At 63.8% G+C, this 23,977-nt stretch carries 17 protein-coding genes; 9 read left to right on the forward strand and 8 right to left on the reverse strand.

Features of this window, described 5'->3' with window-relative positions:
• Positions 1–6,987, reverse strand: coding sequence for an apolipoprotein A-IV repeat region-like domain-containing protein (locus ACZYTC_RS07220; protein ID WP_488989214.1), 6,987 nt, complete (start codon positions 6,985–6,987; stop codon positions 1–3).
• Positions 6,988–7,387: 400 nt separating this feature from the next.
• Here ACZYTC_RS07220 and ACZYTC_RS07225 point away from each other — a divergent pair, with 400 nt between their 5' ends.
• Together ACZYTC_RS07225 and dgcA are read left to right on the forward strand one after the other, a co-directional pair.
• Positions 7,388–7,708 carry a 2Fe-2S iron-sulfur cluster-binding protein gene (locus tag ACZYTC_RS07225; RefSeq protein WP_434956733.1) on the forward strand — a complete coding sequence of 107 codons (321 nt, stop codon included), beginning with the start codon at positions 7,388–7,390 and terminating at the stop codon, positions 7,706–7,708.
• 8 nt (positions 7,709–7,716) lie between these two features.
• Positions 7,717–8,700 (forward strand): N-acetyl-D-Glu racemase DgcA, encoded by a 984-nt coding sequence (dgcA, locus tag ACZYTC_RS07230; protein WP_441773959.1) that lies wholly within the window; start codon positions 7,717–7,719, stop codon positions 8,698–8,700.
• Here dgcA and ACZYTC_RS07235 read toward each other — a convergent pair.
• Positions 8,670–9,884 carry an MFS transporter gene (locus tag ACZYTC_RS07235; protein WP_441773960.1) on the reverse strand — a complete coding sequence of 405 codons (1,215 nt, stop codon included), beginning with the start codon at positions 9,882–9,884 and terminating at the stop codon, positions 8,670–8,672. The genes dgcA and ACZYTC_RS07235 overlap by 31 nt on opposite strands.
• 126 nt (positions 9,885–10,010) lie before the next feature.
• Here ACZYTC_RS07235 and ACZYTC_RS07240 point away from each other — a divergent pair, with 126 nt between their 5' ends.
• A complete protein-coding gene (locus ACZYTC_RS07240) occupies positions 10,011–11,420 on the forward strand; it encodes a hypothetical protein (protein WP_441773961.1) in 1,410 nt (469 codons plus the stop codon).
• Between the two features lie 97 nt (positions 11,421–11,517).
• Here the strand turns inward: ACZYTC_RS07240 and ACZYTC_RS07245 are convergent, their stop codons facing one another.
• Genes ACZYTC_RS07245 through ACZYTC_RS07260 form a run of 4 tightly spaced genes read right to left on the reverse strand, consistent with a single transcriptional unit; the run spans position 11,518 to position 15,692 of the window.
• Positions 11,518–12,159 (reverse strand): ABC-type transport auxiliary lipoprotein family protein, encoded by a 642-nt coding sequence (locus tag ACZYTC_RS07245; RefSeq protein WP_434956729.1) that lies wholly within the window; start codon positions 12,157–12,159, stop codon positions 11,518–11,520.
• Position 12,160: 1 nt separating this feature from the next.
• Positions 12,161–13,738 carry an MlaD family protein gene (locus tag ACZYTC_RS07250; RefSeq protein ID WP_441773962.1) on the reverse strand — a complete coding sequence of 526 codons (1,578 nt, stop codon included), beginning with the start codon at positions 13,736–13,738 and terminating at the stop codon, positions 12,161–12,163.
• Positions 13,739–13,740: 2 nt separating this feature from the next.
• A complete protein-coding gene (locus ACZYTC_RS07255) occupies positions 13,741–14,547 on the reverse strand; it encodes an ABC transporter ATP-binding protein (RefSeq protein WP_441773963.1) in 807 nt (268 codons plus the stop codon).
• A 2-nt stretch (positions 14,548–14,549) separates the two neighbouring features.
• On the reverse strand, positions 14,550–15,692 hold the full coding sequence (locus ACZYTC_RS07260) for an MlaE family ABC transporter permease (RefSeq protein WP_441773964.1): 1,143 nt from the start codon (positions 15,690–15,692) through the stop codon (positions 14,550–14,552).
• Positions 15,693–15,866: 174 nt separating this feature from the next.
• On the opposite strand from ACZYTC_RS07260, the gene dgcN reads away from it, so the two are divergent.
• The 3 genes from dgcN (at position 15,867) to ACZYTC_RS07275 (ending at position 18,311) form a co-directional block, all read left to right on the forward strand.
• Entirely contained in the window at positions 15,867–16,874 is a 1,008-nt protein-coding gene (gene dgcN / locus ACZYTC_RS07265; protein WP_434956725.1) for an N-acetyltransferase DgcN, read from the forward strand.
• 58 nt (positions 16,875–16,932) lie between these two features.
• Entirely contained in the window at positions 16,933–17,619 is a 687-nt protein-coding gene (locus ACZYTC_RS07270; RefSeq protein WP_441773965.1) for a fumarylacetoacetate hydrolase family protein, read from the forward strand.
• A 197-nt stretch (positions 17,620–17,816) separates the two neighbouring features.
• On the forward strand, positions 17,817–18,311 hold the full coding sequence (locus tag ACZYTC_RS07275; protein WP_441773966.1) for a DUF3237 domain-containing protein: 495 nt from the start codon (positions 17,817–17,819) through the stop codon (positions 18,309–18,311).
• 12 nt (positions 18,312–18,323) lie between these two features.
• On the opposite strand, the gene ACZYTC_RS07280 is transcribed toward ACZYTC_RS07275, so the two are convergent.
• A complete protein-coding gene (locus ACZYTC_RS07280) occupies positions 18,324–19,205 on the reverse strand; it encodes an AraC family transcriptional regulator (RefSeq protein ID WP_441773967.1) in 882 nt (293 codons plus the stop codon).
• A gap of 135 nt (positions 19,206–19,340) precedes the next feature.
• On the opposite strand from ACZYTC_RS07280, the gene ACZYTC_RS07285 reads away from it, so the two are divergent.
• The gene (locus tag ACZYTC_RS07285; protein ID WP_441773968.1) at positions 19,341–20,372 is read left to right on the forward strand and encodes an NAD(P)/FAD-dependent oxidoreductase; all 1,032 of its coding nucleotides are present in this window, start codon (positions 19,341–19,343) and stop codon (positions 20,370–20,372) included.
• Between the two features lie 262 nt (positions 20,373–20,634).
• Entirely contained in the window at positions 20,635–21,168 is a 534-nt protein-coding gene (locus ACZYTC_RS07290; protein ID WP_441773969.1) for a universal stress protein, read from the forward strand.
• Positions 21,169–21,240: 72 nt separating this feature from the next.
• Here the strand turns inward: ACZYTC_RS07290 and ACZYTC_RS07295 are convergent, their stop codons facing one another.
• Complete coding sequence (locus ACZYTC_RS07295) at positions 21,241–22,536, reverse strand: hypothetical protein (RefSeq protein ID WP_488989215.1); 1,296 nt, start codon at positions 22,534–22,536, stop codon at positions 21,241–21,243.
• A 284-nt stretch (positions 22,537–22,820) separates the two neighbouring features.
• On the opposite strand from ACZYTC_RS07295, the gene ACZYTC_RS07300 reads away from it, so the two are divergent.
• Positions 22,821–23,975, forward strand: a complete 1,155-nt coding sequence (locus tag ACZYTC_RS07300) for a caspase family protein (protein WP_488989216.1) — start codon at positions 22,821–22,823, stop codon at positions 23,973–23,975.
• Positions 23,976–23,977: the final 2 nt, after the last annotated feature.

Consider the following 23,977-nt stretch of genomic DNA (forward strand, 5'->3'; position numbering starts at 1 on the left):
TCAGGTGAGCTTGCCGGCCGCATGCGCCAGGATTGTATAGACCTTGCCGGAATCGGCGGTGAGATAGGTCCTTGCCATGTTGCCGCTGCGGTCCTCGCGGTCCACTTCGGCAATGAGCTGCTCGAACTCCTGGACATAGCGGTCCACCGTCGCCTGGAACTCCGCATCGCGGCGATAGCGCCGGCGAATTTCCTCGAAGGCCTGCTGGCCCTGCAGTGTGTAGAGCCGGCGCGAGAAGGCGTTGCGCTCGCCGCGGCGGTAGCGATCCCAGACCTCGGCGACAGCGTCATGTTCGACCATCTTGGCGATGTCGACCGAGAGCGTGTCGAGGGAGGATGCCATGACCGCCGGCGTGTTGGCCTGGGGGGCCGCTTCGGGTTCGTCACGCGAGGCGCGCGCCAGCACTTCCGAGAGCCAGCCAGTGCCGCGCCGCTCGCCTCGCGAGGCAGGTGCTGCCACGGCGGTTCCGCGAGCCGGAGCAGCCGGCTTCAGGTCGGGCACCGGGGGCAGCGTGCCGGCGCGCGGCATTTCCGTCCGGCGGGCAGAGGTTTCGGGTGTCACCTCGGCGCGCTCGCGCAACCGGAGCGGGGCAGGGATCGGCCGGTCCGTCGGCTCGGCTATATCGAGCGAGCGGCTGGAGCGGCTGACGATATCGGCGAGGTCGTTCAGGGCCTGGATCTGCTCGGCCACGACGCGGCGCATGGTGGCGGTGGAGTCCGACGTCTCCTTCGGGATCTCCAGCAGGCCGCGCTTGAGCTCGGAGCGGGTGGCTTCCAGCTCCTGCTTCACGGTCTGGGTCATGCCACGCATCTCCTGGGCCACTTCGGCAAAACGCTCGGTGGCGTTGCCGAACAGGCCGGAGATTTCCTGCACTGCCTGCTCATAGGTCGACTTGAGGGCGGTGGAGGTGCGATCGCGCTCCTTGCCGGTAGTGGCACGGATGAGTTCGAACTGATCCGCAATGGCCTGCGCCGTGGTGTTGGCGTTATCGGCGAGCAGGCCACTGGTCTGGCGCGCCTTGCTTTCGGCATTGGCGAGCTTTTCCTCGATCACCTCGGCGAAGGATTTCATCATCGCTTCCATTGCCTCGACCTTGCCGCCCACAGTGGTGACCAGGGCCTCCAGGGTGGCGCGACGTTCATCGAGAGCCTGGTCGACACGCGTCTGCGTATCGGTCAGGACTGCAGCGGCGCTGGTGAGGTGATTGCTTTGTTCCTCCAGGCGGTCGGCCATGGTGCCGACATCGCTGATGACGTGAGAGGCAAGGTCGCGCAGCGTCGAGACCTGATCGCCGACACGATCGGTCGCGCCGCTGGTCTGATCGGCCAGGCTCAGCATGGTCGACTGGAAATCGCGCATGCGATCGGCCAGGCCTCCCTCGATGGCATCAAGTGCCTTGGTGGAACTGTCGAGTGACTCGTGCAGGGCGGTGTTGGTGCCGGCGACCCGATCCAGCAGTCCGCTGATTTCCTCACGCAGTCGTGCCTGCAGCGAGCCGAGGTCACCGATCGCCTGGCTGGCCTTGGTTTCGATGGAGGAGGAGAGGGCCAGCGAAGAGGCCTCCAGCGCCTGGCTCAGTTCGGAACGCTTGGTCGAGAGGGCCTCGACCAGGTCGCCGCCCTTCTTGCCGATCAGGTCGGCAAGCTCTCCTGCCCGCTCGTCGAGCGCCTTGGCCACCGTCTGGGCGATATCGCCGAGTTCGCTGGACATGCTGGTGCTGCGCGTGGACAGCGTCTCGACCAGGAACTGGCCGCGCTCGTCGAGAATCCTGGCGATCTCGCCGGAGCGGGCGCCCAGCAGGCTGGCGAGGGCGCTGGTCTTGTCACGCAATTGGGTGCTGACATCGCCCGAGATCTGGTTCAGCGTGTCGATCAACTGCTGACCACGCTCGCTGAGCAGGCCTGCCATGGCGTTGGTGCGGGTATCGAGCAAGGCATTGATCTCGTCCGCACGCTCGCCCAGCTTGGCGCTGACGTCGCCGGACAGGCGGCTGAGCGTCGCGTCGACGGAGGCGACATTCTGCAGGAGATCGACCGAGACGTTCTGTACTCTCTCGCTGAGCGTGTCGGCGATATGCAGTCCGCGCGAGTCGAGGGCGTCCGAGAGATCGGCGAGGCGGCCGAGAACGTCCTGCTCGAAGCGGGTGATCCGCGAGTCGAGGGCATGCGCGATGTCGTCGGCACGCGTGCTGAGTGCGCGATCGATTTCGCTGACCTTGCTGGACAGCGTGTCCGCGATGGCGGTGGTCTTGCTGTCGAACTGGGCTGCGATCTCGGCGGCCTTGACCGTCAGGTCATTGCTCATCAGCGAAGAGCGGCTGTCGATATGCGAGGTCAGGTCCTCTGCGCGAGCGCTAAGTGTTTCGGTCAGATCGGTACCCTTGTTGCCGAGCGCCACGACGATGTCGTCAGCGCGGCGTGACAGGGTGTCGGTGATCGTGGCGCTGCGGCCGTCGATGAGCGAGGTGATCTCGCGGGCCCGCCCGTCGAGCAGGATGCCGATCGCCTGGGTCCGCTCGTCGATGAGGGTGCTGATCTGCGTGGCGCGGCCCCCCAGCAACTCGTCGATGGCACTGCTTCGGCCATCCAGGAGATCGCTGATCTGGGAAGCACGGTTGTCGAGCACGCTGCCGATAGCGGCGGCGCGGCCGTCGAGCAGGTCGCTGGCCTCGCGGGCCTTGGCTTCCAGCGTGTGACCGACTTCCTTGCCGCCTTCGCCAAGCAGCTTGGCGAGTTCGAGCGTGCGGGTCGCCAGGGTCTCGTTGAGCGACCGGGCCCGGCTGTCCAGGCCCTGATCGATCCGGGCGAGGCGGCCTTCGATAGTCTGGGCGACGTCGCTCGCCTTGGTGGTCAGGCGGTCATCCAAATCGGCCAGTTGCCCATCGAGCGCCGCCAGCTTTTCTTCCAGCGTATGTGCGACGGAGGCCGTGTGGGTGCCGAAACGCGCATCGAAAGCCTCGAGCTTGCCGCCGAGCAGTTCGGCTGCATGGGCCGTGTGGCCCTGCACTTGATCGGTAAGGCGGGTGCCGTGCAGGCGGATAGAACTCTCGAAGCCGAGCAGCTTCTGGGCGAGGTCGTCGCTGAGAGCCCGGGAATCGTCGCCGATACGGGCGGCGAGGGCATGGCCGCGGTTGCTGACGATATCGTCGAGCTCGGCGATCTGGCGTTCCAATGACTGGTTCACCTCGCCGATGCGCTGGCTCATGCCTTGCTCGAAGACCTTGAGCTGATTGTCCAGCGTGGCGTGGATGATGGTCGCGTTCGACTGGAACTTGGTCTCGAAGGTGCTGAGCTTGTCGGCAATCGCGCCATGGATGACGTCGGTATTGGCCGCGACCTGCGCCTGCAGCGTAACCAGGCGCTCGTCGAGCGCATCCTGCAAGGCGGAGGAGTTGTTGAGGAAGTGCGTCTCGAACGAGCCGAAGCGCTGGTCGAGCGAGGAGCGCACCAGGGCCGTGTTGCTGGCGAAGCGCATCTCGAAGGCGGCCAGACTGTCGTCGAGCGCGGCCTGGGTGTTCTGCACATCGCCGTTGAAGCGGCTCTGGAAGTCGCCGAGACGGGCGGCGAGATCGGCCTGGTTGGCTTGTAGCGTATCGCTGAAGCTGGCCTGGAAGTCGCTGATCCGGTTCTCGAAATTCGAGGCCGCCGTCGAGGCCATCAACTGGAAGCGACGCTCGAAATCGTTCAGGCGGGTATCGAGCAAGGCATGGGCATCATTGGCGCTGCCGGCGAAATACTGCTCGAACTGGCTGAGGCGATTGTCGATCACGCCATGCGCATTCTCGGCGCTGGCGCCGAAGCGTTCTTCGAATTCGCCGAGGCGCTTGTCGAGAGCGGACTGAGCACCATTGGCACTGGAGCCGAAACGCAGTTCGAACTCGCCCAGTCGCTTGTCGACCGAGGCCTGGACCTGGTCCGCGCTGGCGCCGAAACGCTGCTCGAATTCGCCGATACGCTGCTCGATCGCAGCCTGCGCCTGATCGGTGCTGGCGCCGAAGCGCTGTTCGAAGCCACCCAGTTCGCGGCTGAGCGTTGCCTGGATGTCGCGTGCGCTGGAGCCGAAACGCTTCTCGAACTCGCCCAGATGCTGGTTGAGTGTGGTCTCGATCCCCTGGGCGCCAGAGCCGAAGCGTAGCTCGAACTCGCTCATGCGCTGGGCGAGGGCTGTCTGGATATCGCCGGCGCCCGACATGAAGCGCTGCTCGAAATCGCCCAGACGCTGCGAAAGGGTGCTCTGGATGTCCCCCGCACCCGACACGAAGCGTTGCTCGAAATCGCCGAGGCGCTGGCTGAGGGCGGCATGGATGTCGTCGGCACCGGCGCCGAAGCGTTGCTCGAACTCGCCCAGACGCTGGTTGAGCGTGGTGTGGATATCCTCGGCACCGGCGCTGAAGCGCTGCTCGAATTCGCCGAGGCGTTGGCTGAGCGAAGCGTGGATGCTGTCGGCACCCGAGCCGAAACGCCTCTCGAAATCGCCCAGACGCTGATTGAGCGTGGTGTGGATATCCTCGGCACCGGCGCTGAAACGCTCCTCGAACTCACCGAGGCGCTGGCTGAGCGAGGCGTGGATGCTGTCGGCACCCGAGCCGAAACGCTTCTCGAAATCGCCGAGACGCTGGTTGAGCGAAGCGTGGATATCTTCGGCATTGGTGCCGAAGCGCTGCTCGAAATCGCCGAGGCGCTGGCTGAGGGCGCCATGCGCCTGCTCGGCATTGGCGTTGAAGCGCTGCTCGAAGCCCTTGAGCGTGTCGTCGAGGCCTGAACGGTTGTTCTGGATATTGGTGGCGAATCGCACCTCGAACTCGCCCAGACGCCGGTCGAGATCGGCATGGGCGAGGGTGGAAAGCGATTTGAAACGATGCTCGAACTCGGACATGCGGGTGTCGAGCCCGGTATGGATGGTGCCGGCGCTTTCGGCGAAGCGGGCGTCGAAGCCCTTGAGCGTGTCGTCGAGGGCCGAATGCACCTTCTGGGCATGGTCGAGGCTGCGCGTCTCCAGGCCCGACAGGCGCTCGTCGAGGCGCGAATGCAGGCCGTCGGCGATCTCCTGGCTGCGCTTCTCATGGTTGTCGAGACGTTCGGCCAGAGCCTTGCCGAAGGCATTGGTCTGGGTTTCGACGGTGTTCTCGAGCCGCGATACGCCGAAATTGATCTGCGAGACGGCGGCGGCGCTGCGCTCGCCGATGACGCGGGTCAGCGTGTCGCCGCCAATGGCGAGAATGCCGGAGGCGTCGCGAGCAGCTGTGCTGATGCGGGTGGAAAGCTGCGTGCCTTCCTCTTCCAGCACGGCCTGCAGGCGCTGTGCGGACGCGGCGACCGCGACCTCGGTTTCGGTGCTGCGTTTTTCGATATTGGCCACGATGGCCTGGCCCGTCGCCGCCAGCCGGCGATCGATGTCGCCGCCGCCGACCACGATGGATTCGTGGATGCGCTCGCCGGTCTGGGTGAGCCGGTCGGCAAGGTCGCCGCCACGCGTCGTGATGATCTCGGCGATCTGGGTGGCCGTGTTCTCGAGCTTGCCGGCGACATCCATGCCGCGGCTCTGCAGGTCGCCGAGAATAGCGTCGCCCGTCGAGCGCAGCGTGCTGTTGACGTCGGCCACGGAGCCGATGATCTGCTCGACCATCTTGGCGCCGGTGTCACGGATGGAACTGACCACCACGTCGGTGCCCTCGGCGAAGGCATTGGTCAGGCCGGACCCGGTGCGCACCAGCGTGTCGTTCACCGCGGTGCCGCGTTCGACGATATCGTCGACGATGCGCTGGCTGCTGGTGGTCAGGGTCTCGTTGAGCTCCAGGGCGCGCGAGGAGAGCGTGCTGCTGATCTCGTTGGCGCGGGTGGCGAAGTTCTCGTTGACCTGGTTGGAGGTCGATGTGAGGTGTTCGGTGATCTCGGAGACGCGGCGGTTGAGCTGTTCCGTCACCTGCTCGGACGAGCTCGACAGCGACTTGTTGACGTCCTGGGCGGTCGTCGTCATGCGGTCGATCAGCGAATTGCCGCGATCGGCCATGGCGCCGACCATATGATCGCCAACCTTGGCGAGTTCCGAGGTAAGCTGGCTGCCGCGCTCGCCGAAAGAGCGCATAACCTGCAGGCCGGCCTCGGAGACCTCTGAGGAGATGCGGCCGGCAACCGAGCCGAGCGCCAGGGTCAGGTCGTCATGCGCGACGACGATCGCCGAACGCACCCGGTCGGCATTGCCGACGATGGCTTCGCGCTGGGTCGAGAGATCCTCCACCAGCGAGCGAATGCGCTGTTCGCTCTCCGTATAGGAGCGCTCGAGCATCGAGACCTCGTTGTGCACCATGATCTCGAGTTCGCTGGCGCGGGCAAGAGCGCGATCGATGCCGTCGCCCATGGCCGCGACCTCGCGGCGAATGGCCTGGCCGACGGAGGTGACGGCCTCTGCTGCGGCACCTTCAGGCTCCGCCAGGCGCAGGGCGACCTGCGTCATCGACCGGGTGACGAAACGCATTTCCTGAGCGCGCCAGACCAGGCCCGCCACGGCAAAGAAGAAGAAGGGCGGCAACACCACGGCCAGAATGCCGAGAGCCAGGCCGGGGTTGGCCTGATAGGTCGAGGTCTGGAACAGGTTTGACGCCGTGAGGTTGCCGAGGAGGCTAAGCAGCAGGGCGCCACCGGCGAGCCAGGCAGCGGAGAGGGCGAGAGCGGTCCAATAAGGCATGCGCGAAGGGCGGCGCTGGAGAGCCTGCAGCAATTGGCCGACATTGGCGCGGTCATCATTGGCGGGCGAGCGAGGTTCGCGGGCGAGCGGGCGGTCGGCAGGCTTGTCTTCGGTGCGAGGCGCAGCGGCAGGCGGCTCCTGTGGCTCGGGCTCCACCTCGAAGTTGAAGCCCTCGTCGGCCTTGGGAAGCTGCGCGGGTTCCTTGTCGGGCGTTTGTGAAGCAGCTGTGCTCAGATTGAGTGCTTCCTCGATTGCAGACAGGGCGGCGTCCGCCGGATCCTGCATCTTCGATTTGTTCGCCATAATCCGCCTCACGCTACTCAATTCAACGCCGCCCGCCTGGGATCCGGACGACCCCAGGCAGAATTCGCTGCACCTGTTTCAGCCCCCCATTTCAGGCGAAATGGGTTTCGCATCGGTCCGCCTATGCGAAGGACAATGCTGCCAGCTTGAAATCCTATCCTGCACGGAGGGGAATGGGAACCGCTTCGGCACGCTTTCCAGCAGCATCGTTAACGACTTTTTTACCACGTCGAAATCGCGCGAAAATGAGGCAAATTCGAGATTTTACCGGGATTGAGATGGCGCGAGCCAAAAGTGGCGCGTCCGGAAAGCGCGGTTCGGGAGCGATCCGGACAGTGTCGGACTGGAACCTTGCCAATGCGCTCTATATAGAACGCTTGTCAGAAAGCTGAGATGGACGATGGTCAAAATCATATTCCGAGATCACACCGGTGCAGGCCGGGAAGTTGAGGCCGAGCCGGGCTCGACGGTGATGGAAGCGGCGATCCGCAACGGCATTCCGGGCATCGTGGCCGAATGCGGCGGAGCCTGCGCCTGTGCCACCTGCCATGTCTATGTCGACGAGGCCTTCATGCCTCTGGTCGGTGAACCCGAGCCGATGGAGGAAGACATGCTGGACTTTGCCTTCGACGTGCGCCCGACCTCCAGGCTTTCCTGCCAGATCCGCGTTCGCGACAATCTCGATGGTTTGATCGTGAACACCCCCGAGAAGCAGGCCTGACGCTCACCATGGCCACGCGTCTTTCCCTCGCCGTCGAGCGCTGGCCGCTCGCCAATGTCTTCACCATCGCCCGTGGATCCAAGACCGAGGCCGTTGTGGTCGTCGTGGAGATCGCCCGTGATGGCCTGTTAGGACGCGGGGAATGCGTGCCCTATGCACGCTATGGCGAAACGGTGGAAGGCGTGGTTCAGGCCATCGAGGCACAGCGTCCGGCGATCGAGGCCGGACTGTCGCGTGCCGCTCTCCAGGATCTCGTTCCGGCCGGCGCCGCCCGCAACGCCATTGACTGCGCCTTGTGGGATCTGGAGGCCAAGCTTGCCGGCAAGCCGGCCTGGCGCATGGCGGGCCTGACCGAGCCCGGCCCGGTGACCACGGCTTATACGATTTCGCTGGGCGAGCCGGAGGCGATGGCGGAGGCCGCGGCCAAGGCAGCCCATCGGCCTTTGCTCAAGGTCAAGCTCGGCACCACCGATGACGCCGCGCGCATCGGCGCCGTCCGTCGCTATGCCCCGCGGTCACAATTGATCATCGATGCCAATGAAGGCTGGCGGGCCGACAATCTGGTTGCCAATCTGCGCGCCTGTGCGCAAGCCGGCGTCACCCTGATCGAGCAACCCTTGCCGGCCGGCGATGACGGCGCCCTCGCGCAGGTGGAGCGGATCGTGCCCGTTTGCGCCGATGAATCCTTGCATGATCGCGCATCGCTGTCGGGGCTCAAGGGGCGTTATGACGCCATCAACATCAAGCTCGACAAGACGGGCGGCCTCACCGAAGCCATCGCGCTGGCCGAGCAGGCCCGTTCCCTGGACCTCGACCTGATGATCGGCTGCATGGTCGGTACGTCCCTGGCCATGGCGCCGGCACTGCTGCTCGCCGGCCAGGCTGTTGTCGTTGATCTCGACGGACCGCTATTGCTCGCCGGCGACCGGGAGCCCGGTCTGCGCTATGACGGCAGCACCGTCTATCCGCCCGAGGCCGGGCTCTGGGGCTGAGCGCCTTGGCGATCAGTTCCTTTGCGCTCGATCGCGCCGGCGAAGACCACCAGGCCCGTGCCGATCATGGCGATCAGGGCCATGGCAAAATAGCCATGGGCCGAGAACAGCCCGTATAGCTCGCCCGACAGCACGGTGCCGAGGGTGAGGCCGATGCCGATGACCGAGGCGACCACGCCCTGGCGCGCCGAGGGATTGCGCGTAAAGCGTGCGACCCAGCCCATGGTGGCCAGATGTACGCAGGCGAAGGAAAAGCCGTGCAGGGCCTGAAGTCCCGCCACGGCGAAGCCGTTGGCGGGGGCAAGGCCCAGCAGTATCCAGCGCATGATGCCGATGACGCCACCGAACAGGATCAGCCGGTAGGGACCGAGCCGCCCGGCAATATTGCTCCCGAATAGGAAGATGCTGGTCTCCAGCACTACGCCGATGGCCCAGAGCACGCCGATCTGCAAGGAGGAAAAGCCCTGGTCCTGCCAGATCAGCGTGCCGAAGCTATAGAGAAAAGCGTGAGCGCCCTGCAGGCAGGCGATGCCGGCGACGAAGACGATCATCAACTGGAGCGGCGGCGATGTCCCATCGGACGCAGGGCGCATGATCAGCCGCCGACCGCGGCTACGGTCGTCCGGTAGCGACAGGCCCGCGAAAACCGTGAGCGCCGCCAGGATCGCCAGGATCGGCGGCACGGTAGTGATCGGCAGATGTTTCAGCACTAGGCCGGCGGTGAGGCCGGAGACGAGCCAGGCGAGTGAGCCCCATTGCCGGATCTGGCCATATTTATGGCCATGCAGGCTGACGCCGCCGAGAACGATGGTGTCGAGCAAAGGCGTGGTGGCGGCGACGAAGGCAAAGGCGATGGCCAGATTGATGGCAACCGCGGTGAAGCTTTCGGCGAAGGTGAGGCCGGCATAGCCGAAGGCCGCGCAGCAGACCATGAACAGAAAGGTGCGGCGCGGGCCAAGCGGGCCATCGCCGATCCAGGCGAAGGGAGCCGAGCTCACCCGCATCAGCATGGGGATGGCCAGAAGCAGGCCCATATCGCTGGCATTGAAGCCGCGCTCGACCAGCCAGAGCGGAAAGAAGGGCGTGTAGACGCCAGGTCCGGCGAGCAAGAGAGCGTAGGTCACGCTGGCTGCAATCGCAGATTTGCGTGAGGCGCTCCAATCCTTGAAGGAAATCAGCGACATCGGGGGAAAACACCGCTCAGGATTGGCTCCCGGCGGGCGCTTTGGCTTATATGGGGGAAGAATCAAGAGAACGACGATTCGTTGATTCTCTTACGCCCGCCTGTGCCAGTTGACGAGGGCCATTTGATGCAATCGCTTTCGCCCGAACCGCTGCTCAGCGAAGAGGATTACGGCGCCATCGAAGCGGCCGTGATGGAGACAGCGCGGGGGCGCTGGTTCCTGGCCGAATATGCTCGCCGCAACCGCAACGCCGACACCGAAGCCGTGCTGACGGCAATCCGCCGTCTCGAACGCCTTGTCCAGAGCTCCGTAGCTCTGGATGCGCGCGACGAGGTTACACGTGGTATGGCCGACATCGCGCAGGCAATCGCGGCCGCCCAATCGGCACCGGCGACCGTGGATGCCGCCTCCAAGGCGGCATCGGCGTCAGCGCAACCTTTGCCCACAACGCTGGAGCATCATGCCGAAAAGAGGGCCCCGATTTTCGGGGAAAACGATGCGACAATAATGACCGACGGCAACGTATCCGAGCCCCAAATCGGATCGGATGCGGTCGACCTTTCCCCCCGGACGATTGCCGAGCCCGTGCAAGGTGAGCCGGGGATTGGCGCTTCCAAGCCTGTCTTGACAGTCGAGGAAACAGCCCCCGCGGCGGTGGCATTTTCATCTACCGAACCGGGTTCGATTGAGGCGGATGAGAGGCTGGAGCATCATTCCGAAATGTCGACGCCGATTTTCGGCAAGAATGATGCATCAACAATAGACGACGGCATCGAAGCCGATTCCGAAGTCGGGTCTGATGCCGCCGAGCCTGAAGTCGCCGGAATCGATCGGGGTTGGGAAAGGCTCGAACTCGCGGCGACCGAGATCGCAGCGTTGGGACTGCCGCCGGAACTGGCGAGCCAGGACAGCACGGATGTCTCGTTCGCGCAGGTCACCGACGAGCAGGTTGAGCCCGAGGTCCCGACCGCTGCCACGATGCAAAGCGAGGTTGTTTTCGCGTCCGGCGTCGGTGAGGCGGAGCCTGGCGAACTCTTTCCGATCCTTGAGCTCGACGAGGAGGCAACCGAGGCGCTGCTGACGCTGGACGTGCCGCGCCAGGAACTGATCTTGCCGGCCAATCACCTTGCCACCCAGCGCTGGCACAAGGAATTGGCGGCCGGGGAGGAGACAGCCCGGCATCGTCTCGACAAATGGGCTGCGATCTCAGGCAAGAGCGAAATCGCAGCCGGTTTCTCGACAGGGGAAGGCGATCAGGACAAGGTACTCGATATGGTGGCCGTAGTGGAGGAAGCGCTCGAGCCGGCGCCTCCCTCTGGCCTGGTGACCTTCATCGATGAGGAACCTGTGGAGGAGGAACAGTCGATCTTCACCGCTCCTCTCAGGCTCGAGCCGGAGGCGACGATCGACCACGAAGTCATGGTCGTCGCACACAAGCCCGCCGCCGCAGCGCAGCCACGGGAACTCGCGCCCCGTGTGACCCTTGGCGAAATCGAGGCCATGCCTTTCATCAAGAAGGCGGCCCTGTTCAGCTGAATCTTGCCCTCGCATGTTGCGAGATGGGGGCAGAGTATTGGGTGATTTTTGGATAAGTTTTTTATTTCAATCGGTTGCGATTGAAGTTTAACTTAAATTATGAAGCCAAGGATGCCTTGCTCGTCGTCCAGGCCACAATCTCGACCAGCACTTTGCGCAACGCCTGATCGAGAGTGCCGGAAGCCTGCTGACCGCTCAGGCCGGCGGCGGGGACGCGGGCGGAAAACAGATTGGCGGCGACGATGCGCCCCGATTTCTGGCTGACCACGCGAGCGGCAACAGTCACCACGGCAATAGGCGAAGCGCCGGTATCGATCTGGAAATCACGCAGTTCCGTAACCAGCAGGGCATCCGGCGTGAACTTGTCGTCAGGCCGTCCCACCGTGCCGATGCGGTGGGCGTTCTCGAAGGTCTGGATCAGGCGGGCCTGAACCAGAAGGGGCAGGCGATCGGCCCACTGGGCCCCGGGCAGATAGGAGATCTGGCTGTTGGCGCTATGCACCAGGATGCGGTCGCTGTTGATGGCCTGAAGGGCGGTGGGCTCGGCGACCATGATCTGGGCACGGCTGTTGCCGCGCGCTTCGACATCCCGGGGAGCACTGAGGTCATAGGTTGCGGGCGGCGGCGAGCCAGCGAGCGTGGAGCATCCTCCGGCGAGCAGGGCTGCTGACAGGACCAGGGCCTTCGCCGAATGAGCGGGCAGTGAGTCGAAGAGGGAACGCATACCGGCACCACGCATATCATTTACCCTTGTAATCAGGGATATTCGATTTCGGCCCGAAGATCAGCTGTTGTGGATTGCGCTGCAGGCCGTTGAGGGTCCGCTGCAGGTTTTGCAGGGTCTTCTGCCCGTCAACGGCCAATTGCCGATAATCCCGCAGGCCGGCGCCGGTGAACTGATCGAGATTCTTCGCCAATGCCGCGGTACGGGCGTCGAGATTGGTGGCAAATTGGCGAATGGCTTTGGCTGCTTCGGTGATCTCGGCGAACATGCCCTGGCCGCCCTGGCCCGAAGTCATGGCGGTGATGTTCTTCATGATGCCGTCGAGTTGATCGGCCGCGCGGTTGAGCTTCTTGGAGATCTCGCCGGCGTCGGCGACGACCTGGCGGACCTGGGTGCTGGAATCGCCGAGAGTGGCGGCAAACTTGTTCACATTGGTGACGACGTCGTCGATCTTGGCCGGATCGATAGCGGTCGCGACCCTGTTGAAGCTGTCGAAGGCGGCTGCGAGCTTGGGTGTCATCGCCGCGAGGTCACCGGAAATCCTGCGGGCATCCTTGACGAAGGCCGTGATTTCGTCGGCGTTCTGGCCGAGCGCGCCGGTGAAGGCGGCGACATTGTCGACCACCTGGTTGACCTTCGCGCTGTCGACCGCAGCGGTGATGCGGTTGATGTTCTCAAGGCCCGCATCGAGCTTGGGTGCCATCGCATTGAGCTGCGCCGTCAACGAGGAGGCGTTGGTGGCGAAGGCCTGCAGCGGCTCGCGGCTGTCGGCCAGCGTCTTGGTGAAGGCGGTAATATTGTCGACGGCAGCCTGCGCCTTGGCGGCGTCGAAGGCCCGCGTGAAGGCGGTCAGCTGGTCGGACGCCTGAGATATATTGGTGACGATATGATCGATCTTCTCGGGCGAGACCGCCTTGATCAAGGCCTGCAGGTCGGATGACATGCCGTTGAGATTGTCAGCCACGCGCTTGATGCTCTTGGCGGCTTCGCCGGTGCTGTGCAGGAATTCGGAAACATTGGCCGAATTGTCGGCAAGCGCCTTGGTGAAGGTCTGGACGTTCTGGATGGTCGCCGTGGCGTTGGCCTCGTTTTGGCTGATCCAGCCATCCAGCCGGTTCATGGTCGAAGCTGCCTGGGTGATGGTGTCGCGCGCGCCGTCCACCAGATTCTGCAATTCCGAGCGCTGGGCCTGGATCACGGCATATTGCTGACCTTCCTTGGGCTTGAGATCCTCCGTATCTGGCTTGCCACCATAGAGCTGGATATTGGCGCCACCAGTGATGCCGGTGAATTCCAGCCGTGCCGAGGTGTCCACTTTCACCGGGGTCTTGTCGCGCACGCTGATGACGGCGATCACACCCGAGGGATTGTTGGGGTTGATCTCAAGCGTTTCGACCTGTCCGACCCGGATGCCATTGAAGGTGACGCTCGACCCGACGGTGAGGCCGGTGACGGAGCCGGCGAAATCCACCTGGAAACGCCTGACGGTCTGGCTCTCGCTGATACGGGCGAACCAGATCACGAAGCCGAGTGCCGCGGCGACGACTGCCAGGGTGAACAGGCCGATCAGGGCATTGTGAGCGCGTGTTTCCATGTTCAGCTCGGATTCTTGGCGCCATTGCTGGCAGTCGCCAGGGCTGCGCGGGCTCGGGGGCCATGAAAATAGGCACGCAGCCAGGGGTGGTCGGAAGCGAGCATGGTCTCCATCGGGCCTTGAGCCAACACGCGGCCCTCGCCAACCGCCACGATGCGATCGCAGATGGTGTGGAGGCTGTCGAGGTCGTGCGTCACCATATAGACGGTGAGGCCGAGTGTCTGCCTGAGCGTGGCGATCAATTCGTCGAATTCACCGGCGCCGATGGGATCAAGGCCGGAGGTTGGTTCGTCGAGAAAAACCAGATCGGGATCGAGAGCGAGGGCGCGCGCCAGCGCCGCGCGCTTGATCATGCCGCCGGATAGTTCGGATGGTCTTTTGTCCGCGGCATCCGGCTTCAACCCGACCAGCGCGATCTTCAGCATGGCAAGCTCGTCCAGGAGCTTGGGCGAGAGCTTGAGATATTCGCGCATCGGCACCTGGATGTTCTGCTTCACTGTCAGGGAGGAGAACAGGGCGCCTTGCTGGAACAGCACCCCCCAGCGCCGGGCAATACGTTGCTGGTCGCGTGGGCGCAAGCCGAGATAGTCCTGGCCGAACACCTCGATCTCGCCCGAATAGAGTGGCGCCAGGCCGATGATGGTGCGCATCAGCACGGATTTGCCGGTACCCGAGGCGCCGACGACGCCGAGGATCTCGCCGCGATAGACGTCGAGGCTGAGGCCGTCGAGGATGAAGCGGGTGCCAAAGGTCACCCGCACGTCGCGGGCGGAGATGATGGTCTGGCCGGGGGGATCGGGGGGGGCCATGGTCAGAAGTTGATCGAAGTGAAGAACATGGCGAAGATGCCGTCGACCACGATGACGATGAACATCGACTTGACCACCGAGGCAGTGGTCTGACGTCCCAGCGATTCCGCCGATCCTTGCACCTTGAAGCCTTCGATGCAGGCGGTGATGCCGATCATCAGGGCCATGACGGGCGCCTTGATCAGGCCGACCAGGAAAGTGTGCATGGTCATCGAATCTCGCAAATTCTGCAGAAAGGTGGTCGGCGTGATGCCGCCATACCCCCAGGCCACCAACGCGCCGCCGAATGTACCCGCCATTGCCGCCAGAAACGTCAGCATCGGCAGGGCTATGATCAAGGCGAGGATGCGCGGAATGACCAGGACCTCCATGGGATCGATGCCCATGACGTGCATGGCGTCGATCTCCTCGCGCATCTTCATGGAGCCGAGTTCGGCCGTGATCGCCGAACCCGAGCGCCCCGCCACCATGATGGCTGCGAGCAACAGGCCGACCTCGCGGAACATCAACGCGGCCAGGGCGGGGACCACGTAGAGCTGTGCGCCATAATAGCTCAGCTGCAGGATCATCTGCTGGGACAGGATGGCACCGACCAGAAAGGAGATCAGGGCGATGATCGGCACGCCGCGCAGGCCGATCAGCTCGATCTGGTTCACCACCGCGGCCCCGCGAAAGCGCGTACGCGCCGCGATCAGGCGCCCGATCGCGCGCATGGTCTCGCCGAGGAACGCGTTCATGTTCACGGCGTCATGCATGATCCGGCGCATGGATTGGCCGAGATCGGCCAGGAGCTCGATGAGATGATGCGCTTCCGGCGGCTGGGGGAGCGCTGTGATGTTCTGGGCCGCGATCTCCGCCAGCAGGATCGCCTGCTCTTTAGTGGCGTTGGTGATCTCGAGTGTGGAGTTGCGCGCACCGAAGGCTGCCCGGATATTCTCGATGACGACACCGCCGAGCGTGTCGAGCTGGGAGACGCCGGACAGGTCGAATTCCACCACCGTATTGGCGGGCGCGGCCTTGATCATGATGGCGGAGAGCTTTTCCAGATGCCGCGAATTGCGCGCGACCCAGGCGCCCGTCGGGGCCAGCCTGGCAGGACCCGCCTGGGTCAGATCGCTGTTGTCTATGTCCGACTCGGGCTTCAAGTTAGGAAACGGGCTCTTGCGGGGGAATCACTGCAGGTCATACTAATCTCTCAGGCATGATGCGCAAAAAGCCCCGTGTCGCTTTGCCAATATTTCTGTGCAGTCAACAGGATAGCGTGTGAGAGTGCGACCCGGCAACCACTGCGCGCAGGTCTTCAGGAAGGTCGCCGTCCCATGCAAATCGAAAAGCCCTATCTGATGTTCGTCGGCGACGTGGCCGATCAGCTTGCCGCCAAGACTGCGGCGGGTATCGTCGACTGGCGCCGGGATTGGTGTGTCGGCCAGTTGCGCCTGCCCGGGTGCCGGGCGGATCTGGGACTGGAGGACCTCGGCATTGCCGAGGGCGTCGGGCGTGGTGCCCAGACCCTGGTGATCGGCGTGGTCAATGCCGGTGGCGTCCTGCCGGAGCACTGGATCAGCGTGATCGTCGAGGCGCTCGAGGCCGGGCTCGATGTCGCCTCGGGCCTGCATCGCAGGCTGGAGGAGTTTCCGCAGATTGCCGAAGCCGCCCGGCGTCATGGCCGGCAGCTCCACGACGTGCGTATCCCGAGCCGGAGTTTCGCCACCGGCAAGGGCACCAAGCGCAGCGGCCTGCGGCTGCTCACCGTCGGTACCGATTGTTCGGTGGGTAAGAAGTACACCGCCCTCGCGCTGGAGCGGGAGATGCGGGCCCAAGGGCTCGACGCCGATTTCCGCGCTACGGGCCAGACCGGTATCCTGATTTCAGGGCGCGGCGTTGCCGTGGACGCGGTGGTGGCCGATTTCATCTCCGGTGCCGCCGAATGGATCAGTCCGGATGCCGATCCCCATCATTGGGACGTGATCGAAGGGCAGGGCAGCTTGTTTCACCCCTCCTTCGCCGGTGTGACCCTTGGGCTGCTGCATGGTGCCCAGCCCGACGCCTTCGTCGTCTGCCATGAACCGACCCGCAGGACCATGCGCGGCGTGCCTGCCGCCTTGCCGAGCATTCGCGCCGTCATCGACGCTACCATCGCCAATGGCCACCTCACCAATCCGGGCATTCAATGCATCGGCATCGCCGTCAACACCCAGGCCCTGGACGAGGCTGCTGCGAGGTCCTGCCTGGCCGATATCGCCGAAGCCGAGGGGCTGCCCACGACGGACCCCGTCAGGTTCGGTGTGGCCGATATCGTCAAGCGGTTGAGGGAAGTGTTCGACTGACTTTCGCTCGTCCGCCCGATGAGCCGGAGCTTTCTCATTAAACCAGGAAGATTTTGCAATGGACTATGTCATTGAACCGCCACCACAGGCCTTCGTTGCGGTCTCCGGTGAAACCGCCGTCTTTCCGGTGCGCCGCATCTGGTGTGTGGGGCGTAACTACGCCGACCATGCCCGCGAGATGGGCGCTGATCCCACGCGCGAGCCGCCCTTCTTCTTCGCCAAGCCTGCCGACACCGTCAATCCGGGCGGCCTGCTGCCGTTTCCGAGCCAGACCGCGGACCTGCATCACGAAATCGAACTGGTGGTGGCCATCGGACAGGCGGGACGGGACGTTCCCGTCGAATGGGCGCTCGACCATGTCTATGGCTATGCCGTCGGCCTCGATATGACCCGCCGGGACATCCAGGCCGAGGCGAAGAAACTGTCCAGGCCCTGGGAACTTGCCAAGGGCTTCGACCAGTCGTGCCCGATCAGCGCCATCGTGCCAGCTGCGCGCATCGGCCACCCCGGCAAGGGCAGGATCGAGGTGACGGTCAATGGCAAGGTGCAGCAATCGGGAGACCTGTCGCAGATGATCTGGTCGGTGCCGGAGGCCATCGCCTATCTGTCGCGCTATGTGGCGCTGGCGCCCGGCGACCTCCTGATGACAGGCACGCCCGCCGGCGTCAGCTCGGTGAAACCCGGCGACACTCTGCGCGGCAGCTGCGAGGGGATCGGCGAGATCGTCGTGAGCTACGAGGGGTGAGCGGGCGACGGCTTGTTTCCGCCGGACATCTCCCCTGAGAATGGCCACGCCTCAAAGGCGGGCGATCCGTTGCTTCCCACGAGCGAGGCGCGGTTTTTCCGAGCCCCACTTTTCTCTAACTCAATATTTTCACGCGTCTTTGCGATTTGAAGTGCTTCCGGCAAGTGGCAAGACGCTTTGGCAAGGAGTGGTTCGAAATGTCCTTTCCATCCTTCGACGGACTGCCCGATGCGCTGAAAGGCATCCGAACCAAGCCCCTTTTCGTGATCGAGCTCGACGTAGCAAAGCCGATCGGTTTCGGGACGACGCCGAACGGCGATCGGCGTGTCGGTGTCGTCGCTGGCGGCCGTTTCGAAGGCGAGCGATTGTCCGGTGAGGTGCTCGAGGGCGGCAGCGACTGGCAGATCATGCGGCAGGACGGCTGCACGACACTGGACGTGCGATTGATCCTCAAGACCACCGATGGAGCCCTGATCGGCATGTCCTATCGTGGGCTGCGGCACGGTCCTTCTGCCTTGATGGCTGAACTGGCCAAGGGCGGCCGGGTTGACCCGGCCGACTACTATTTCCGCATCAGCGCGGCATTCGAAACCGCTACGCCGAACTACGATTGGCTCAACCGTATCCTTGCCGTGGGTGTCGGCGACCGGCGGCCGGGAGGGCCAGTCTACAGCCTTTTCGAGCTGCTCTGAGCCAGGAGGGCACTATCTCAAGGGCAGGTTCACGGCCGTCAGCCATTCGGAAGGCGGTGCGCCGCGGGGATCGTTGAGATACTCCTCGAAGCAGGGCGCATCGCCCGGCTGACGCCCGGAATGCGGCAGCCAGCTGTGATAAAGATAGGCATAGGCGACATCGAGATCGGCATAGGGCCCCTTGTGCACCAGCCGTGCCACCGGGCCGCCGCCGACCTCGCGCCAGGCCATGTCGGGGCCGAGCGGGCTGTCTTCCGGCACGGCCAAGCCGGCCTCGGAGCGCAATTCGGCGAGAGGCTTGCTGTCGGGATCGTCATAATAGATGCCGATCATCCGCGCTCCCGATCGCAGCAGGCCGTTGCCGCCGGCCCAGGCGAACAGGCGCTCGAAGCTTGCGCCGATCTTCTGATAGTCGCCACGATGGGGCAGGGTGACCAGCCTGAGTTTCGGAATATCCTCGATGGCGACGTTGTAATGCAGGGCTTCGCGCAAGGCGGTGGCACGGGTCATGGCTTGAGATCCTGATTGCTGGAGGACCGGGCGCAGATCCTGGCCGTCACGCCGATAGGCGGCTGGCGGCGAGCCATAGGCCGTCGAGAAGGCGCGGGTGAACGCCGCCACCGAGCCATAGCCGGCCCGCGTGGCGATGCGCGCCAGCGTATGCTGCGAGCGGTTGAGCTCGACGGCGGCACGATGCAGGCGCAACCGCCGCACAGCCTCCGCCACCGTCTCTCCCGTGACCGCGACGAAGATGCGGTGGAAGTGATAGGACGAGAAGCAGGCAATATCGCTCAAATCGTCGAGTTCGAGCCGATCGTCGAGATGCTCGGCGATATGGCTCATCACCCGCTCGATACGAGCGGCATAAGCGAGGCTGGTTTCGTGTCGGGTCATGATCTGTCTCCGGTGGCCTCACCCTAGCTGCGCTGATTTGATCGCAATTGCGGAGTTGACGAGGCGATGCGCTTCGTTGACTTTGGTCAGCCTTGCTGCCCCATAGCAGGCGCTAAACCACCCATCGGACAGATCATGACTGAGATTATCAAGACCGACGTGCTCATTGTCGGCGCCGGGCCTGTCGGCCTGTTCTCCGTATTCGAACTCGGTCTGCTCGATATCAGGGTGCATGTGGTCGACATTCTCGACAAGATCGGCGGCCAGTGCGCCGAGCTCTATCCGGAAAAGCCGATCTACGACATTCCTGGCTTCCCGATCGTCACAGGACAGGAACTGGTCGACAATCTGCTCAAGCAGATCGAGCCTTTCTCGCCTGTCTTCCATCTCTCGCGCATGATCTCGACGATCGAGCGCATCGGTGATCCGCTGTTCCGGGTCACCACCGATGCCGGCGACGTCTTCGAGACCAAGACCGTGGTGATCGCTGCCGGTGGCGGCTCCTTCCAACCCAAGAAGCCGCCGATCGAGGGCATCGAAGCCTATGAGGGCAAGTCGGTCTCCTATGCCGTGCGGCAGATGGAGGCTTTGCGCGGCCGCTCCGTGCTCATCGTCGGCGGCGGCGATTCCGCCCTCGACTGGACGCTGAACCTGCAGCCCATCGCCAAGCGCGTGACGCTGATGCACCGCCGCGACGCCTTCCGAGCCGCTCCCCACTCGGTGGAGAAGATGCGGGCCCTGGCGGCGGCCGGTGCAATGGACCTGAAATTCGGGCAGGTCGTTGGCCTGGAAGGGGCGGATGGCCAGCTCTCGGGCGCCGTGGTCAAGGAGGATACCGGCAACCTCTATACCTTGCCGGTCGAGCATATGCTGCCCTTCTTCGGCCTGACCATGAAGCTCGGGCCGGTGTCGGATTGGGGGCTCGACCTGCACAACGAGGAATTGGTGCTGGTCTCCACCGAGACCTTCGAGACTTCGCAGCCGGGCATTTTCGCCATCGGCGACATCAACTGGTATCCCGGTAAGCTCAAGCTCATCCTCTCGGGCTTCCATGAAGGCGCGTTGATGGCGCAGAAGGCCTTCCGCTACATCTACCCGGAGAAACGCCTGACCTTCCAATACACAACCTCATCCTCTTCCCTGCAGAAAAAACTCGGCGTGCTCTGAACTTTTCGGCATCCCAGGCGTTTGCATTTCGTCAGGGGGCGCTATATCGATTCATAGCGTTTTGCTATTTGACGGAGGCATTTCAAATCGCAAAGACGCGTCGAACCAAAGAACTGGAGTAAAAGCGGGTTTCTACCAAAACGCGCTTTGCTCTAGGTACAGCCGTCCGATGACGGTCGGGGCGTGCTCTTTCAACTGAGGCGTGACGCCATAGCATCTATTCTGTTCTGTGCGTCATGCTCGGCCAACGGGAGTAGACAAGATGTTCAAGTCGATCGTTGTTCCTGTCGATATTGCGGATCTGAAATTGGCCAGACTCGCCATCGACAGTGCAGTGAAACTTGCCGATACCGCCGGCGCGACGCTGACCCTGGTCCATGTCGTGCCGATCATGCCCTTGATGATGCTGGATACGGTGCCCGTGAGCTTTGAAGGCGAAGTCGCCGAAAAGGCAAAGGGATCCCTCGCCGATCTGGCCCGCACGGTGTTGCTGCCGGGTGGCCAGGTGCAGAGCGTCGTGCGGATCGGCGGTATCTATCACGAAGTGCTGGCAATTGCCGAGGAGCAGCATGCCGATCTCGTGGTGGTCGGTTCGCATCAACCCAGTGTGGCGACCTACCTGCTCGGCTGCAATGCGAGCGCCATCGTCCGCCATTCCGGTTGCTCGGTGCTGGTCATTCGCGAAGAGAAGCCGCATGCCGAGGAGACCGCCCAGGAGACTGCCGACGTACCGTCGCATTTCGCCTCGGTTGACGATGCCATGCGGGCAGCCTGGGACGCCGACAAGCTACATTGAAGCTTGAGCCGAGGCTCAGAGAGGATTTGGCGTCCTGAGATAGCGGGCGCCCACGCGCCCGCGCATCGCTATTCAAGCGCCGCAGGCAGCCATGGCGTCGTCGAGCGTCTTCGAGGCGCCCTCGGTGGGGACTGCCTCGGAACGGCCGACGGGCTCACCGGCCTTGTTGAGCACGGCAACGGTGAGATTGCCGCTTCTAGGCAGATCCTTGACATCCTTGGCGGCGAGCAGAGCGGCAACGCTCTGTTCGCCATTTCCGGCGGCCCCAACGCTGTCGATTGCAATCTGGCGTCCGGCAATCCTCAGCGAGCGGGCCGACACGGCAGCGGCACGCATGCGCTCGAGATCGAGTGGCGCCAGCGCCTTGAAGGAGAGTTCGAGACGTGCCGTCTTGTTGTCGCGGCAGGCGAGGGCGACACGGAATTGCTCGCTGGCAAATTCCGCGGTTGCCGGCAGGCCCACGGCCTGGATGAGGGTCCAGCGGCCATGGTTGGCCGACGGGGTGCCGGGCGAGGTCTTGAGCCCCACGCTCGGCTTGGCGACGGCGGCCATGGGCTGGTCGGTCCCGCCGCCACCAAGCAGGCTGGAAGCCGTGACAGGTTCATCGGAGGCCGGCAGCAGAGCCGTGGCGACCCCGACCGGGATCCACTGGCTTTCGGGCAGGACGTCGAGGCTGTTGAACGGGGTGCGCAGGGTGGTGGTGAAGAAGGCTTCGTTCACCCCCATATTCTTGACGAAATCATAGACGCTGACGACCTCTCGGCCATAGTCGCGCACGATCTGCCCCATTTCGCGGGCGTCAAAGCTCTCGCCGTCGGTGAATTGCGGCGAGAATTGATGCACGCCCACCTTCGAGCCGGGCACGACGAAACGCGCCGTGCCGCCAAGCATCACCATGGTGCAGGCTGAGAAGCAGCCCGCCTGATTGAAGATAGCCTGACCGCGCTGAAGGCGTGCCTGGCCGATCACGGTCGTCCACCCGGCCTTGCGGATGCGGCGTCCCATGATCAAGGCAGGCTGCACCTTGCCGCCGATCGATTCGAAGGCAATGACCACCTTCGGCGCATCGGCGGGCGGCAATTGCCCGTCCGCAGGTTCCGCCGGCAGGACGCCGCTCAGGCGGTTCTGCGAGAGGAAGACAGAGAAATTTCGCGAAGTTTCGTCAACGACCTGGCCCGAGGCGTTGATCACCACGCATCCCGGGCAGGATTTGCCAGAAGCGACGATGCTGAATTGCATGGGCTGGGACTCATCGCCCGCCTGAACCGTGCCGGTCGCTGCAAACAGGGCGAGAACCGCGAGGCTGGCCGGCTTGCCCGACCGTGGCATGAATTGTTTCGCAATGGCGGCTGCCTGGCGCAAATCCACGGCCTCTCCGATCCCGTACACAACACTTGGGTGGCAGCCTTCATGGCCGCAAGCGCTGCTTCGTTGCAAGGATGAAATCGGCGAAATTGCCTTGAATCATGAGACGGTTGGAGGGCGTGACAATCCTGCCACAGGCATCTGTCCGAAAAATTGTGCGGCGGGAACCGGCACATCTCGATGTGCCTTTTCGCGCGTTCGATGTGTTAACAAAAAGTGATACTCTGCCAAGGTGGGGCAGGACCGGTCGGACCATGATGATGCGACGTTTTATGTGGAGTCTTTTTTTGCTCGCCGGCTTGCTCGTTGGGGGCGAGGCTCTGGCGGCCCAGAAGGCGGCCTTGGTGATCGGCAACAGTGCCTATCGCTCGGTGACGCCGCTGGTGAATCCGGCCAATGACGCCAACGACATGGCGGCGTCGCTGGGGCGGATCGGCTATGCGGTGACCCTGGTCAAGGATGGCGACCTGTCGGCGATGAATGACGGGCTCAGGGCGTTCCTGCGCGATGCCGATCATGCCGACAGCGTGGTGGTGTTCTATTCGGGCCATGGCGTGCAGGTGAAGGGGCGCAATTACCTCGTCCCGGTCTCGGCCAAGATCTCGGACGAGCTCGATCTGGATACCCAGACCCTGTCCTTGGACAAGCTTCTGGAACTGGTCGACAGCGCGGCGCCGAAGGTGAAGATCGTGATCCTGGATTCGTGCCGGGACAATCCCCTGACGCGCCAGCTGACGCGGGGGGCTGGTACACGCGGGCTGGCGCGCATCGATCTCGACGCCTCCTCCGCCAAGGGCACGCTGATCGCCTTTTCGACGGCGCCGGGCTCGGTGGCTCAGGATGGCAGCGGGCGCAACTCGCCCTTCACCACCGCGCTGCTTGCCCATATGGAGACGCCCGGCCTCGACATCCGCCAGATGTTCGGCCAGGTCAGGGCCGATGTCGACCAGTCGACCCAGGGCAGTCAGACCCCCTGGGTGAACGAGGCCATCATCGGTTCCTTCGCCATGTCCGGAAAGATGGAGACGCCTCAGCCTGTCAAGGCGATAACGGTCGAACCTCAGGCGAATTCTCAGCCTGTAACGCAACCCGCTGTCGAGCCTCAACCTCAGCCTCAGGCGCAGCCGGAATTCCAGCAGCAGGCTGCGGTGGAGCCGGTTGACCCCGCACCTGCACCCCGCAACAGTCAGGTTGAATTCATTTTGCCGGAATCAGGGACCAGGCGATTGAACTGGAACGATATTTCGGGCCTGTCGGGGCAGCAATTGCGCCTAGCCCGCAACGAGATCTATGCGCGCCGTGGGCGCTATATGAAGGACACGCAATTGCGCGCCTATTTCTCCCAATTCTCCTGGTACCGTCCCTGGACCTGGGATATCGAACTCAGCGCCGTCGAGAAAGCCAATGTCGCTCTGATCCAGCGCGCCGAGGCTGGCCAATGAGA

The sequence above is a fragment of the Labrys sp. F242 genome (genome assembly GCF_057813875.1).

Excerpts from the sequence above, each read along its gene's own strand:
- ACZYTC_RS07220 (WP_488989214.1), bottom strand. The coding sequence starts at position 6,987 with ATGGCGAACAAATCGAAGATGCAGGATCCGGCGGACGCCGCCCTGTCT.
- ACZYTC_RS07225 (WP_434956733.1), top strand. The coding sequence starts at position 7,388 with ATGGTCAAAATCATATTCCGAGATCACACCGGTGCAGGCCGGGAAGTT.
- dgcA (WP_441773959.1), top strand. The coding sequence starts at position 7,717 with ATGGCCACGCGTCTTTCCCTCGCCGTCGAGCGCTGGCCGCTCGCCAAT.
- ACZYTC_RS07235 (WP_441773960.1), bottom strand. The coding sequence starts at position 9,884 with ATGTCGCTGATTTCCTTCAAGGATTGGAGCGCCTCACGCAAATCTGCG.
- ACZYTC_RS07240 (WP_441773961.1), top strand. The coding sequence starts at position 10,011 with ATGCAATCGCTTTCGCCCGAACCGCTGCTCAGCGAAGAGGATTACGGC.
- ACZYTC_RS07245 (WP_434956729.1), bottom strand. The coding sequence starts at position 12,159 with ATGCGTGGTGCCGGTATGCGTTCCCTCTTCGACTCACTGCCCGCTCAT.
- ACZYTC_RS07250 (WP_441773962.1), bottom strand. The coding sequence starts at position 13,738 with ATGGAAACACGCGCTCACAATGCCCTGATCGGCCTGTTCACCCTGGCA.
- ACZYTC_RS07255 (WP_441773963.1), bottom strand. The coding sequence starts at position 14,547 with ATGGCCCCCCCCGATCCCCCCGGCCAGACCATCATCTCCGCCCGCGAC.
- dgcN (WP_434956725.1), top strand. The coding sequence starts at position 15,867 with ATGCAAATCGAAAAGCCCTATCTGATGTTCGTCGGCGACGTGGCCGAT.
- ACZYTC_RS07270 (WP_441773965.1), top strand. The coding sequence starts at position 16,933 with ATGGACTATGTCATTGAACCGCCACCACAGGCCTTCGTTGCGGTCTCC.
- ACZYTC_RS07275 (WP_441773966.1), top strand. The coding sequence starts at position 17,817 with ATGTCCTTTCCATCCTTCGACGGACTGCCCGATGCGCTGAAAGGCATC.
- ACZYTC_RS07280 (WP_441773967.1), bottom strand. The coding sequence starts at position 19,205 with ATGACCCGACACGAAACCAGCCTCGCTTATGCCGCTCGTATCGAGCGG.
- ACZYTC_RS07285 (WP_441773968.1), top strand. The coding sequence starts at position 19,341 with ATGACTGAGATTATCAAGACCGACGTGCTCATTGTCGGCGCCGGGCCT.
- ACZYTC_RS07290 (WP_441773969.1), top strand. The coding sequence starts at position 20,635 with ATGTTCAAGTCGATCGTTGTTCCTGTCGATATTGCGGATCTGAAATTG.